Below are 14152 nucleotides of genomic sequence, written 5' to 3' on the forward strand. Positions count from 1 at the left end.
TTATAAAGAAACAATTTCATTACATGGTATCAAGAATAAACATATTAAGGGATTTGATTGTTTTTATCTCATCGGCGGTCATTAAAAGCATTTCTTTAGTAAGTTCCTCAGGTTCTAAAGGTGTTGATGACATCAGGAATTTAAGCGTAAATGGTGCGATTGGGCGATATGAAATACCAAACATCAAGCCCCAGTAACTTGAATGATAGTGAAGAGAATTTACGATACAAAAACGCATCTGTTCTATAGGATTAGCTTGATTAATTAAGTGGACATAAGTTACCAGATCGTAGTTTTCAACCTGGCCGAGATAATAAAATGAACATTTCTCATAGTTGTCAAACGACGGAATATCCATATAAAAATGACAAACCAAAGTGTCATTAACCGGATCGGGTAATATAGTCAAAAAGGACTTAACAATCCTACGCTTACGACCATCATAAAAATAAAGGTGCATTTGTCTGTTCCCACCAAACGGTAAATTTGAAGCTAAGACGGGAGCTGGAACACTTGACTGAATATCGATCAGTTGTTGAATATTTACATTCAAAGCCTGAGCAATATCATAAAGTGTCTCCAGGTCCATAGCAATTTGACCATTCTCATATTTTGATACGGTAGATTTGCTTTTACTGATACGTTCTGATAACTGTGCAATGGACAAGTGCAGTTGCTTTCGATAAAATTTTATTTTTTTCCCTACATATAATGAAATTGACTCCATTGAAATACGCCTCCTGCTAACATCTTAAACTGTTAATTTATGAACATTGTATACACAATACGATGAGATGTCAAGAACTTAAAATGTTGAACAAGATGAAAAAAACTTCAAAAGATTCGTTAAAATCGACAATTCACTGAAATACCTTAATGGTATAGTAAAACATTTGAAAATAATTAGCATAAATTACAATAAAAATATTGATATGAAACTATAAAGGAAACAAAGTTCACAATAAGAAACTCGCACAAATTGACACTTTTTAATATTTGTTATAAAATTTTGTTAAATTAACGACAAAGACGTCACTAAGTAATTTAGTGGCGTCTTTTATCGTTTGATAAGTATTTAAATAGCAATTATGTGGACAATGAGGTCTATGATTGATAAATAATCAGTCATGGACTTTTTATTTATCAATAAGTAAAATTGCGATTTAGTACAAATATGAATAAGCGATGATCAAAATGAAATCAGTTTTAAGGAGAAAAGAACATGTCAAAAATCAAAGAATTAGCAGTTATTGTAGAAGAAGGAAGAATTGATGATGTGCTGGCAGCAGTAGATGCAGCAGTTGAAGAAGGCAACGCACCAATGGATATCTTAAATGCTGGATTGATTGATCCTATCAATGCATTGGGTGAAAAATTCAGACTGGGTGAGGTATATGTTCCAGAACTGTTAATTGCCTCAAAAGCAATGAAAATGGGTGTTGAGAAAATCAAACCACTATTGGCATCGGGCGATGTTAAAGTATTAGGAAAAGCAATCTTTTGTACAGTTGAAGGAGATATGCACGATATTGGAAAGAACCTTGTTGTATTGCTTTTAGAAAGTGCTGGATTCGAAGTAATTGATTTAGGCATGGATATTGAACCTGACGAAATAGTAGAAGCAGTTCAGGAAAATGACGATGTAACAATCGTAGGAATGTCAGCAATGCTTACAACAACAATGTATGCAATGCAGGAAACAATTGAAGCTTTAGAAGAAGCTGGTCTTCGAGATCGTGTTAAAGTATTAATCGGTGGTGCTCCAGTTAATCAGATCTTCGCAGATCAGATTGGTGCTGACGGTTATACTACAAATGCACCATCTGCAGTTGAAATGTGTAAAAAACTTGTTGTTGCATAGTTAGAGTTGTAGGAGGACCATCAATGATAAAAAAACATACGACCGAGAGATTTATGGGAGCCAAAGGTATTAACTTTTTGACTCGCGATGAAATGGAAAAAATTCATAGCTTAACTTTGGAATTACTTCAGGATGTAGGTGTGGAAGTTCAGCATAAAGGTGCTATAGAAAAATTAAAAGAAGCTGGATGTATTGTTAAGAAAAAACGCGTTTCTATGCCGCCTTCAGTCGTAGAATGGGCGATTAATCAGGCTCCTTCACGAATTCTCTTATATGATCGAAATGGAGATTTCGCGATGGACGTCAGTGGAAAAAATTCTTATTACGGCGTTGGTTCAGCTTGTCCCAATATTGTAGACAGTTTTACTGGGGAAGTTCGATTAACGAATGAAGAAGATAACAAAAATTGTGTAAAAGTTGCAGATGCGCTTCCTTATATTGATTACATGATGTCAATGTGCCAGGTGTATGGACATCCTAAAACTTCTTTCGAACATGAATATGCTGCAATGATCCGTTACAGTTCAAAACCTCAGGTCGTTATTACTGCTGATCTTGAGTCTACACAGAACGTAGTGGAAATGGCGTCAGTTGTCAGAGGCTCTAAAGAAGAACTGATTAAAAAACCGATGTTTATACTTTACTGTGAACCAACTTCTCCAATGGTTTGTACTAAAGATTCGGTTGAAAAGGTAATGTATATGGCAGAAAATAATCTTCCTGTTTTATATGCACCTATTCCAATGAATGGAGCAACAGGACCAATCACTCCAGCGGGCGCTTTAATCCAGGCCAATGCAGAATGTTTAGCTGGACTAGTTATCGCACAGGTAACAAGACCAGGTGCACCTTTCTTATATGGGGCAATTATCACCAATATGGATATGAAAAGTTTACAGCCAACCTATGCATCACCAGACACAATGATGGAATCACTGGCTATGTCAGAAATGGGTTGTGATTTCTACAGACTTCCAACTTGGGGAACCGCTGGTTGTACCAGTTCTAAACTGGCTGATGAACAGGCTGTACTTGAAGGAACTCAGTACATCACTATGGCAGGGATGTCAGGTGCTAATGTTATTCACGATGTTGGATATACTGCCTTTGGATTGGCATATTCTTTAGACTTAGCAGTTATGATGAATGATTCTATCGGTCGCGTTAGACGTTTATTTGACGGAATTAATTTAACTAAAGAATATCTTTGCATGGATGATATGAAAGAAGTAGGTCCAAAAGGACACTATTTAGGACAACTTTCGACTCGAAAATTCAATTCTGAAATGTGGGAATCACCAATCGAAGATCGAAATGAATATGATAGATGGCATGATCTGGGATCAAAAACCATGGGACAGCGTGCCAATGAAATGGTTAGAGATATCATCGAAAATGGCGAGCTGAATACACTGCCTAAAGAACTTGATGATCAGATTGTTGCGATCTTAGATGCTGCTGATAATAAAGAAAAAGAGTTAGGCTTAGTCTAGATAATTTACAAATTGCTGGTCTAATTGATTTGTATATTAATAGATAGCTTAATGACAAGCAATTTGAGATAGATAAAAGTTAATAATTCAAATACTAGAGAACAGCCGACAGCAAACACAGAAAACTGAGAGCTGTTCTTTAGTAAAATAAGTGTAAGAGAATGTTTTGTTTACCGTTTGTTGAGAGGAGAAAGACTATTGATTGAAGGCATAAAATCATACTATGAAGAAAATAAAGCCCGTTATACAACTATTACAGAAAGTGAATGTGAAACGATTATTTCAGCAACACTTGATGTGATGGAAAGAACAGCACAGATTATTGGAGATCCAGAAACATTGGAGATTCTAAAACAAGCTGGATGTCCGGTTGACGGGAAAAAAGTAACAATTCCTAGAGAATTGGTTAAAAAAGCTATTGAAACGGCACCAAGTTCCTTTACTTTTTATAATCGTAATGGAGAACCAGCTTTAGAAGTTGGCGGAAATAACAGTTATTATGGTCTTGGACCAACTAATCCATATTTTTGTGATTTCGAAACCCAGGAAAGACGAACATCTGTTTCTGACGATACAAAGAATTGCATGATCGTTGCAGATTATCTTTCAAACATTGACTTTGTCATGTCGCTTTCAGGTTCGAATGATGGACCAGCTAATAATGCTGAAGTCCTGGAAATGAAAATGATGCTTGAAAATACCACAAAACCAATTGTTGGCTGGGGAAATTCACCTGAAGGTATTGAAGAAATAGTTGAAATGTGCGGTGCTGTTGCCGGTAGTGTTGAAGCATATAAGGAAAAACCTTTTGTGGCTATTTACGTTGGTGATCCAGTTACACCGTTGCAGCACCCCAAAGATTCACTGGAAAAACTTTTATATTGTTGCAAAAATAATATTCCGGCAATCTATTTATCAGATTCGCAACTGGGAACATTATCACCTGTAACCCTGGCTGGTTCTGTTGTACTTGGATTGGCAGAAATTTTAACTGGACTGGTTATTAGTCAGTTGGTTAATGAAGGTTGCGTTTATGTAGGTGGTGTTATCAACTTGAGTGTTGATATGAAACCAGTTAATGTCTGCTATGGTAGTCCGGAATTTTGTTTAGGTAATGGCGCTTGCTATGATGTGTTGCACTATTTGAATTTACCAATTTGGGGAACTGCTAACATTACAGATTCAAAATTTGTGGATGAACAAGCAGCCATTGAAGGTTCTATGACAAGTCTTACATCCTGTTTAAATGGAGCAAACCTGATTCATGATGCTGGTTTTATAGAAGGTGCTATGTCAGCTGCTCTGGAACAGATTGTTATGAGCAATGAAATTATCTCTTATGCTCGAAGAGTACGAGCTGGAATGGAAATTAATGAGGAAACACTTGCCCTGGATCTGATTGACCAGGTTGGTGCTGGTGGGACTTATATAACTGAATTGCATACTTTAAAACATTTTAAAGAAGTATGGGAATCAACATTGTTTGATCATGCCATTTTTGATCCGGAAGTTAAATTCACAAAAATGTCTGAACGTATTAAAGTCAGAGTTTCAGAAATACTGGAATCGCATCAACCGGAAAAACTGGCGCCAGAAACAATTAATAAATTAGATGACATTTATAAAGAATCACTAGCTAGAATGAAGAGACAGAAAAAAAATTAGGTTTATATATCAAGAGTGAGGAACAATAATTTAGGAGGGTTATAATGAATTCACAAGGAGAAACAAAAAGTTGGAATCCCGTGCTGATCTTTGGGCTGCTTATCACATTGGCTATTGTTGCATGGGGTGTTATTTCACCGGGTAGTTTTGAAGAAATTGGAAATTATTTATTTGCTGTACTAACTGGTGATTTTGGATGGTTTTATACCGCTTCGGTCGGAGGCTTTTTAGTTTTCAGTATTTGGATAGGGTTATCTAAATACGGAAACATCAAACTTGGTGCTGATGACTCAAAACCAGAATATAGCACAACATCATGGTTTGCCATGCTGTTTTCAGCTGGTATGGGAATTGGTCTGATTTTCTGGGGGGTAGCAGAACCTCTGAATCATTTTATGGCCCCATTAGGTGCAGAACCTGGAACAAGTGCAGCTGCTGAGTTTGCCATCGAAAAATCATTCCTGCATTGGGGACTTCACCCATGGGCCTGTTTTGCTATCATGGCTTTAGCACTGGCATTTATGCAGTTTAGAAAAAACAAAAAAGGACAGATTTCAAGTATTTTCATTCCTGTAGTAGGCCAAAAATTGGTAGATGGCTGGTTTGGTAAACTGATTGATATTCTGGCAATTTTTGCTACTGTAGCCGGTGTAGCAACTTCGCTTGGTTTAGGAACTATGCAGATTAACAGTGGTCTAAATTATCTGTTTGGGATCCCAGAGTCTAAAGGTGTTCAGGTTGCAATTATTCTTATTGTTACATGTCTCTTTATTCTTTCGGCAGTATCTGGTATTGGTAAAGGAATTAAAATTCTTTCAAACACCAATATGATTCTGGCAGCAGCAATTGTTGCAATCGCATTTATCGTTGGACCAAAAGTAATGATCTTAGGTTATATGACAGAAGGAATTGGTAATTATTTCCAGTCAATAGTCGGTGAAACATTTGCTATTGGTGCTTTTGGAGAAAATGCATCATGGTATGGAGGCTGGACAGTTTTCTATTGGGCATGGTGGATTGCCTGGGCTCCATTTGTCGGTTCGTTTATTGCCCGAATTTCTAAAGGTAGAACCATTCGTGAATTCGTTGGTGGTGTTTTATTAGTACCAGCACTGCTTACTTTTGTCTGGTTTGGTATTTTTGGAGCATTAGGAATGAATTTAGGATCGGATGTTGCAGCCGAAGCGATTCAAACCACGTCTACAGCTTGTTTTGTAGTATTCAGTCATTATCCATTAGGAACACTGCTTTCGCTGATTACATTAGTATTAGTATGTACATTCTTTATTACTTCAGCCGATTCAGCAACTTTTGTACTCGGCGTATTCAGTTCTGATGGAAACCTGAATCCCAGCAATCGAATTAAAGTTATCTGGGGTCTTCTGGAATCAGCTCTGGCACTTGTACTGCTGGTAGGAACAGAAAATGGATTATCGATGTTACAAAGTATTTCAATTGTTGGAGCTTTCCCGTTTGCATTTGTAATGCTGGGTGCAATGGTTGGACTTTTCAAACTGGTTACAACTGACTCAGGCTATGAACCTGGTGTTGAAATTGTAAGTGACTTTGGAAGCGGTGGTTCTAAAAAAGAAAAAACTGAAGAACTTTCTGATTTTGAAGCATCAATGGTAATGGAAGAGAATTAATTTTTAATTGTCTTTATAAAACACTCTTGATTTATTTAAGTCCAGCTAAGCTGGACTTTTTAGTCAAGTCCAAAATAGTGTGTAAAAACCTCGGTGGGTTTAACTAGGCTGCTGATGAAACAGCAGCCGTCTGTTCTTTTAAAAATTCATAGTAATCCTGCATATCCAGATATTTTCTGCCGGAAGACCATTTTTCATCCTGTTCCATAAGCAGCGCACCCAGTAAACGGATAACCGATTTTTCGTTGGGATAAATGCGGATCACGCGATCACGACGCCTGATTTCCTCGTTGAGTCGTTCGATACTGTTGGTTGTGCGCAGTCTTTTCCGGTATTTCTCAGGAAGACTCATTACAGCCATCACATCATCAAAACCTTCTTCGAGTATTTCAATCGCTTTTGGTGCTTTGGATTCAAAATGTCTCAGTGTGTCTTTCAGCAGGTTGCGGGCATCTTCAATATTTACTGCATTGTAGATGCGTTTCAGATAGGATTTCAATTCGGACTGCTGATTTTTGGGCGTTTTATCCAGTACATTTCTTGAGAAATGTGTCTGGCATCTCTGCCAGGTGGATCCCTGAAAATGTTTTTTAATCGCATTTACAAGTCCTTTGTGATTATCGGATACTATCAGATCAACGGCTGTCAGACCACGCTCTTTGAGATTTTGAAAAAAATCTCCCCAGCTTGATTCTGTTTCGGTATCATTCAGCTGAAAACCAATTACTTCACGATTGCCATTTTCGTTGACTGCGGTTGCTACCAATAGACCTTTTGACCGGACTCTGCTGTCTTCGCGAACTTTGAGATATAAAGCATCCACAATTATAAATGGATAATGCTTTTCAAGCGTTCGGTTACGAAAACCGTTTACTACCGGATCCAGATTTTCACACAGCTTTGAAACTGTTGATTTTGAAAAGCTCTGGCCACAAAGTTCTTCTGTAATGTTTTCGATTTTGCGGGTTGAAACCCCATTAATGACCATTTCGATCATTGCCAGCATCAGAGCCTGCTCGCTCCGCTGGTAGCGCTGAAACATCGTCGTGCTGAATTCGCCGTTACGATGACGAGGGATCCGCAGGGTGATACCACCGATTCGCGTTGTTAATTCACGATCCCTAAAACCGTTACGGTAAGCTGTCCGATCCTCGCATCGCTCATAGCGTTCAGCACCAAGTTGCTCAGCCGATTGCGCTACAAGCACCTGGTTAAGAATTGTTTCCAGAAGCTTTGAAAAAGCCTCATCCCGGGAATCTTTTGTAAAAAGTCCGTGCAAAAGTTCTGTGTCCAGTGTAATATTTAATTGAGCCATTTGTTCATCTCCTCGATTAGGTATTGGGTGGTACTTTTATTTTAACCGAGGTTTGAGCTCTTGGCTCATTTTCTTTTTACACCATTATACGGACTTTATCGGACTTTTTTACGGTGATAAACGTATTATAATTTAACATATGCAATTTAAATACAAAACTAAAAGTTTCTTTAAAATATACAAAAATTTGAAAGTTTTTTAATAACTCAGACAAGAATTAAAAATAAAAGATAAAAAGCCCATATAGAACACTGTGGAGAAACAACGAATTAACATAGTTTCGCAAAATGAAATATTATCAATTTGCATGGATGGGGAAAACCATGTAAAATAAGCTCAACCTAAAGAGTTGTTCCAAGTCAATTGGAAAAGACAAAGAAGTCTAATTCACACACTGTGATTTGGGCTTCTTTTTATATTTTGATCATTAGCTTAAATAAAAGGAGAAAAAGAGATGTCGAAAATTAAGGAATTAGCAGTTATTGTAGAAGAAGGAAGAATTGATGATGTGCTGGCAGCAGTAGATGCAGCAGTCGAAGAAGGCAACGCACCAATGGATATCTTAAACGCTGGATTGATTGATCCTATCAATGCATTAGGTGAAAAATTCAGACTGGGTGAAGTATATGTTCCAGAATTGTTAATTGCTTCAAAAGCAATGAAAATGGGTGTTGAGAAAATCAAACCATTATTGGCATCGGGCGATGTTAAAGTATTAGGAAAAGCAATCTTTTGTACAGTTGAAGGAGATATGCACGATATCGGAAAGAATCTTGTTGTACTGCTGTTAGAAAGTGCTGGATTTGAAGTAATTGACTTGGGTATGGATATCGAACCTGATGAAATTGTTGAAGCAGTTCAGGAAAATGATGATGTAACAATCGTAGGAATGTCAGCAATGCTTACAACAACAATGTATGCAATGCAGGAAACAATTGAAGCCTTAGAAGAAGCTGGTCTTCGAGATCGTGTTAAAGTATTAATCGGTGGTGCTCCAGTTAATCAGATCTTTGCTGATCAGATTGGTGCTGACGGTTATACTACAAATGCACCATCTGCAGTTGAAATGTGTAAAAAACTTGTACAAGCTTAATATATCAATATTAATTAAAGGAGAATAGAATGGATCGTACTAATTATAATAATGAATTGAAATGTGGTTCACCACTTAAATTTTTAACAGTAGATGAAATGAAAGAAATCCATACATCTACACTTGAAATTCTTCAAGAAGTAGGAAGCATCATCCAGCATGAAGGTGCTCGAGAAATGCTTAAAAAAGCAGGATGTACTGTTAAAGGAAAAAAAGTATTTTTCCCTCATGGTTTAGTTGAATGGGCTGTTAAACAGGCTCCATCTCATATTCATGTTTATGACCGAGATGGTGATATTGCAATGGATCTGGGCGGACGTAAAGCTTACTTTGGAACAGGTTCTGACTGTCCTACATTATTAGATGTATACACAGGCGAACACCGAAACTTTACAACTGAAGATATGATTCACGGTGCTAAAATCATTGATGCTCTGCCACAAATGGACTTCCTGATGTGCTGTGGTTTGATGTATGATTACCCTGTAACTTCATATGAGCATGAATATTCAATCATGGTTAGAAACTCTACTAAACCTCAGGTAGTTACAGCAGCAGATCGTGAGTCAATCAGTAACATTACTGATATGGCCGTTGCTATTCGAGGAAGCTTAGAAGAACTGGCTAGAAAACCGTTATTCCTGATGTACAACGAACCAAACTCTCCGCTGATCCATACTTTTGAAGCAGTTGATAAACTGATTTACTGTTCAGAAAATCAGATTCCTACTAACTATTCTCCTTGTATGATGCCAGGTGCTACAGGTCCAATTACCAACGCTGGTGCTCTTATTCAGGGTAATGCTGAGTGTCTTGCTGGGTTAGTTATCCATCAGTTAGCTCACCCAGGTTCACCAATTGTATTTGGTGGCGGAATGTACAACATGGACTTAAAATGTATGCAGCCTACTTACTGTTCACCAGAAGCTATGGTTAACAATATTACATTAGCTCAGATTGCTCGTGACTTATATGAACTGCCAACGTGGGGATTCACTGGCTGTTCTGGATCTAAAGTATTTGATGCTCAGGCTACTATGGAAGCATCTGAATTTATCTTCTCAATCGGTTATGCAGGCGTTAACCTGAACCATGATGTTGGATACTTAAACTATGGTTTAACCTTCTCCTTTGAACTATTAGTATCAGCTAATGAAACAATCAGCCAGATGCGACGAATCTTTGATGGTGTTGTTATGGACAAAGAACATATGGCTATGGATGTTATTAAAGCTGTAGGTCCTAAAGGACACTATTTAAGTGAACCACACACCTTAAAATACAACAAAGAAATGTGGAAACCAGACCTGACTGATCGAGCTGATTTCGTGGGTTGGCAGAATGCTGGTTCTACTACTTATGAAGAACGAGTAAAAGCAAGAACAAAAGATATCATTGAAAACTATGTACCAAAACCATTAACTAAAGAACAGGACGATGCAATCCAGGCTATTCTTGATGCAGCTGATAAAAAAGCAGCAGAACAATCTAAAAAATAATAAAAAATACTAACTAGAAGCCGGTACAAGGACGTGCCTTATATCTTGTCACGACCTTTATCGGCTTTTTTAGCATTCAGTACAGAAATAGAGGAACAAAGTATGAAAATTGGAATAGGAATTGATACTGGAGGAACTTGTACGGATGCCGTCGTTTACCATGTAGAAAACCAGGAAATTATAGCATATGGAAAAACGTTAACGACAAAAGAAGATTTATCCATTGGGATTGGAAAAGCCCTTGACAAATTGCCGAGAGATTATGTCGATCAGGCAGAAGTAATTGCCCTTTCAACCACCCTGGCTACGAATGCCTGTGTTGAAAATAAAGGTGGTCGGGCAAAACTTGCATTATTTGGAATTGATCCTAATACCGTATCAAAAGTTGGTAGTCAGTATGGTCTTAATATGGATGACAGTCTCTGTTTTTTAAACAGTAAAACTAAACCAACCGGAAAAATTGTTGAAGCACCAGATTGGGAACATTTCGATGATAATTTACTGGATAGATTTGGATCCTGCGATGCGGTTGGAATTGTAGAAATGTATGCAAAGAAAACCGGCGCTAATTTCGAAAAAACCGCACAAAAAATGATAGGCGATAAGTTAAATATTCCTTCAGTTTGTGGATATGAACTTTTCTCTGAGAATAATATTGTAAAAAGAGGTGCCAGTGCCTTACTAAATGCTCGATTGATTCCGGTTATAGAAGATTTTCTGAAATCAGTGGAAAAAGCACTTGAAAAAAGAGAAATTAAAGCACCTTTTGTCATTGTTCGTAGTGATGGAAGTTTGATGACTGAAAAATTCACAGCTACCAGACCGGTTGAAACACTGTTATGTGGGCCTGTTGCCAGTGTTATGGGAGCCATCGAGCTGGCAAATGAAGAAAATGCTATGGTTGTCGATATGGGAGGAACCACCACTGATATTGCCTTTGTAAAAGAAGGAAATCCTAAAAGGGTGGAATCTGGAGTGCGAATTGGCAAATGGGATACTTTTGTAAAAGGGCTGTTTGTTGATACATTTGCCCTGGGTGGAGACAGCGGTGTCATCGTTGTAGAAGATAAACTCCAGTTAGAGAATGAAAAAGTTATGCCATTGTGTATTGCAGCACATAAATATCCAGAAATGATTAAGTCCCTAAAAAAAGAAGAAGAAAGCGGCGTTATTCACCAAAATGAACAAAAGTATATTTTTTTAGGAGTAAAGAACATTTCTGATAACCCTGCCTATTCTGCAAAAGAAATTGAAATTGCAAATGCTCTATATCAAAATCCATTAAGTCTTGAAAATCTTGGCAAAAAACTTGAAACTCTGGTTCTAAGATCTAGTATTGAACGTATGGTCAGAGAAGGTATTTTGATTCGAGTTGGAGTAACCCCAACAGATGTCATGCATATAAAAGGCGATTTCAGCCATTATGATACAGAGGCTTCAGAATACGGACTTAAAATTATGGCTCGATCATTAGGAACAGACATGAATACTCTGGGAGATATGATCTATGATGAAGTGAAGCGGAAACTTTACTTTAATCTTGTTCGGATTATGATTGAGGATGCTTTCCCCGAAATTAGAGAAGAAGGGTTAGGATCTCAATTGGAGAGGATGATTAATGATAATTACGAACGAGCTAAAAACGGAGAGTCAAGTAATCAATTCTTTGGTTGCCAGTTATCAACTCCAGCAGTATTAATCGGAGTTGGGGCACCTACACACATTTTCTTAAAAGATGTGGCAGAGATGCTGGGAACTAAATCTTATGCATCTGAATATTCCAAAGTTGCAAATGCACTTGGAGCTATTATTGGTAAGGTTTCGGCAACGATTACTATTGAAATTCAATATAATCAGGAAAATGACAATTACATTGTATATGGTGGTGGTGAGCGTAAAGCAATCAATGATATAGAGGATGCTAAAGCGTATGCTCGGGAACTTGGAGCTGAAAAAGCTCGAATAGAAGCCGTAAGTCGAGGTGCAGATGAAGAAGCGCTAAAAATTGATTTAAAAGATGAAGAGATTATTGTAGAGACGGAGTTTGGGCCGCTCTTTATGGGGTATAAGCTGTTGGCTGTTGCCAGCGGCAGTTTAAAATTATCACAATAAATGTGGAGGATACTATGGGAAAAGAAACTGTATTAAAAACATTAAGACATGAAAAAACTGACGAGGTAGCTTGGGTACCGTTTACTGGTGTACATGCAGCATTCATGAAAGGTTACACCGCAACTGATATTTTGACTGATGGCGATAAACTTTTTGATGCTTTAATGAACGTACATAAACTTTATTCACCAGATGGTATGCCAATCGTATTCGATTTACAGATTGAAGCAGAAATTTTAGGATGTAAATTATTCTGGGCTGATGAAAACCCACCATCAGTAGTTAAACATCCGCTAAGAAAAACAAAGGAAGTGCCATGTAAGTGCAAAATTCCAAAGGCAACAGATGGCCGTATTCCAATGGTTATTGAAACTGCTAAACGCGTTAAAGAAGCAATTGGTGATGACACTGCTTTATACGGTCTGATCTGTGGACCAGTAACACTGGCTTCACATTTACGTGGAACTGACTTTTTCATGGATATCATCTCAGATCCTGAATACGTTAAAGAGCTGGTTAACTTCTGTGCTGAAGTAAATATGGCAATGGCTCAGTATTATATTGATGCTGGCATGGACGTTATCGCTGTCGTTGATCCGCTAATCAGCCAGGTATCGCCAAAAGCAATTGAAGCTCATTTCCTTGAGCCATTCCAGGCAATTTTTGATTACATCAGAAATCAGGATGCACTTAGCTGTATGTTTGTATGTGGAGATGCTACAAATCAGATGGATGTAATGGCTCGTTGTCATGCTGATGGTATTTCTATCGATGAAAATGTTGATATTAAAAAGGCTAAAGAAATTACAGATAAATATAATGTTACTATTTGTGGTAATATTCCACTTACAACAGTAATGTTGTTTGGTAGCCAGTTAGACAACATGAAATATGTTGTAGATATGATGGATAACATCGATCATCATAATCTGATTATCAGCCCAGGCTGTGATATGCCATTCAAAATTCCAGTTGATAACACTATCGCTTGTGTTCAGGCCATTAAACATACTGATGAATCACGAGAAATGGTTAAGAATCATGAATCTGCAGGTGCTTTAATGGATATTGAGTTGCCAGATTACGATAATCTGACTAAACCATTTGTTGAACTTTTCACGCTGGATGCAGAGACATGCGCGGCTTGTACTTATATGGTTAATGCTGTTATGGAAGTTCATGCTGATATGAGTGACCTTTTTGATGTAGCTGAGTACAAATACTGTATCAAAGAAGATATAGCCAGAACTCAAAAAATGGGAGTTGAGCATCTTCCTTCAATTTATATCAACGGTAAATGCCGATGGTCGTCAATTATTCCAGCTCGTGAAGAATTGATTGCGGCTATTAAAGAATTAGCTTAATTTATACCCCCTTTAAATTTATAGATCAGCAGCGAAAGCAAAGTCTTTCGCTGCTGAAAAAATATAACTGTTATGCAGGTTTTTTGCATTTTTTGAAGAAATTG

At 37.6% G+C, this 14152-nt stretch carries 10 protein-coding genes; 8 read left to right on the forward strand and 2 right to left on the reverse strand.

What is annotated here, in order from left to right; translation table 11 throughout:
- Positions 1 to 19: 19 nt before the first annotated feature.
- Positions 20 to 727, reverse strand: coding sequence for a helix-turn-helix transcriptional regulator (locus Q5O24_05400; GenBank protein WKY48753.1), 708 nt, complete (start codon positions 725 to 727; stop codon positions 20 to 22).
- Between the two features lie 495 nt (positions 728 to 1222).
- Here Q5O24_05400 and Q5O24_05405 point away from each other — a divergent pair, with 495 nt between their 5' ends.
- The 4 genes from Q5O24_05405 to Q5O24_05420 all read left to right on the forward strand — a co-directional run bounded on the left by Q5O24_05405 (position 1223) and on the right by Q5O24_05420 (position 6665).
- The gene (locus Q5O24_05405; GenBank protein ID WKY48754.1) at positions 1223 to 1861 is read left to right on the forward strand and encodes a corrinoid protein; all 639 of its coding nucleotides are present in this window, start codon (positions 1223 to 1225) and stop codon (positions 1859 to 1861) included.
- Between the two features lie 23 nt (positions 1862 to 1884).
- Positions 1885 to 3354, forward strand: coding sequence for a trimethylamine methyltransferase family protein (locus Q5O24_05410; protein WKY48755.1), 1470 nt, complete (start codon positions 1885 to 1887; stop codon positions 3352 to 3354).
- A gap of 198 nt (positions 3355 to 3552) precedes the next feature.
- Positions 3553 to 5019 (forward strand): trimethylamine methyltransferase family protein, encoded by a 1467-nt coding sequence (locus tag Q5O24_05415; protein ID WKY48756.1) that lies wholly within the window; start codon positions 3553 to 3555, stop codon positions 5017 to 5019.
- Between the two features lie 44 nt (positions 5020 to 5063).
- On the forward strand, positions 5064 to 6665 hold the full coding sequence (locus Q5O24_05420) for a BCCT family transporter (protein ID WKY48757.1): 1602 nt from the start codon (positions 5064 to 5066) through the stop codon (positions 6663 to 6665).
- Positions 6666 to 6768: 103 nt separating this feature from the next.
- On the opposite strand, the gene Q5O24_05425 is transcribed toward Q5O24_05420, so the two are convergent.
- Positions 6769 to 7980 carry an IS256 family transposase gene (locus tag Q5O24_05425; protein ID WKY48758.1) on the reverse strand — a complete coding sequence of 404 codons (1212 nt, stop codon included), beginning with the start codon at positions 7978 to 7980 and terminating at the stop codon, positions 6769 to 6771.
- Between the two features lie 454 nt (positions 7981 to 8434).
- On the opposite strand from Q5O24_05425, the gene Q5O24_05430 reads away from it, so the two are divergent.
- From Q5O24_05430 to Q5O24_05445, 4 genes are all read left to right on the forward strand, one after another.
- Positions 8435 to 9073: a corrinoid protein gene (locus Q5O24_05430; GenBank protein WKY48759.1), complete on the forward strand. Its 639-nt coding sequence runs from the start codon at positions 8435 to 8437 to the stop codon at positions 9071 to 9073.
- 29 nt (positions 9074 to 9102) lie between these two features.
- Positions 9103 to 10572, forward strand: a complete 1470-nt coding sequence (locus tag Q5O24_05435) for a trimethylamine methyltransferase family protein (GenBank protein WKY48760.1) — start codon at positions 9103 to 9105, stop codon at positions 10570 to 10572.
- 102 nt (positions 10573 to 10674) lie between these two features.
- Complete coding sequence (locus Q5O24_05440; GenBank protein ID WKY48761.1) at positions 10675 to 12684, forward strand: hydantoinase/oxoprolinase family protein; 2010 nt, start codon at positions 10675 to 10677, stop codon at positions 12682 to 12684.
- Between the two features lie 14 nt (positions 12685 to 12698).
- Positions 12699 to 14048 (forward strand): uroporphyrinogen decarboxylase family protein, encoded by a 1350-nt coding sequence (locus tag Q5O24_05445; GenBank protein ID WKY48762.1) that lies wholly within the window; start codon positions 12699 to 12701, stop codon positions 14046 to 14048.
- Positions 14049 to 14152: the final 104 nt, after the last annotated feature.

The sequence above is a fragment of the Eubacteriaceae bacterium ES3 genome, from assembly GCA_030586155.1.
GTDB lineage: Bacteria > Bacillota > Clostridia > Eubacteriales > Eubacteriaceae > Acetobacterium.

Bases quoted from the DNA above. Each gene is read 5' to 3' on its own strand.
- Q5O24_05400 (WKY48753.1), bottom strand. From the start codon at position 727: ATGGAGTCAATTTCATTATATGTAGGGAAAAAAATAAAATTTTATCGA.
- Q5O24_05405 (WKY48754.1), top strand. From the start codon at position 1,223: ATGTCAAAAATCAAAGAATTAGCAGTTATTGTAGAAGAAGGAAGAATT.
- Q5O24_05410 (WKY48755.1), top strand. From the start codon at position 1,885: ATGATAAAAAAACATACGACCGAGAGATTTATGGGAGCCAAAGGTATT.
- Q5O24_05420 (WKY48757.1), top strand. From the start codon at position 5,064: ATGAATTCACAAGGAGAAACAAAAAGTTGGAATCCCGTGCTGATCTTT.
- Q5O24_05425 (WKY48758.1), bottom strand. From the start codon at position 7,980: ATGGCTCAATTAAATATTACACTGGACACAGAACTTTTGCACGGACTT.
- Q5O24_05430 (WKY48759.1), top strand. From the start codon at position 8,435: ATGTCGAAAATTAAGGAATTAGCAGTTATTGTAGAAGAAGGAAGAATT.
- Q5O24_05435 (WKY48760.1), top strand. From the start codon at position 9,103: ATGGATCGTACTAATTATAATAATGAATTGAAATGTGGTTCACCACTT.
- Q5O24_05440 (WKY48761.1), top strand. From the start codon at position 10,675: ATGAAAATTGGAATAGGAATTGATACTGGAGGAACTTGTACGGATGCC.
- Q5O24_05445 (WKY48762.1), top strand. From the start codon at position 12,699: ATGGGAAAAGAAACTGTATTAAAAACATTAAGACATGAAAAAACTGAC.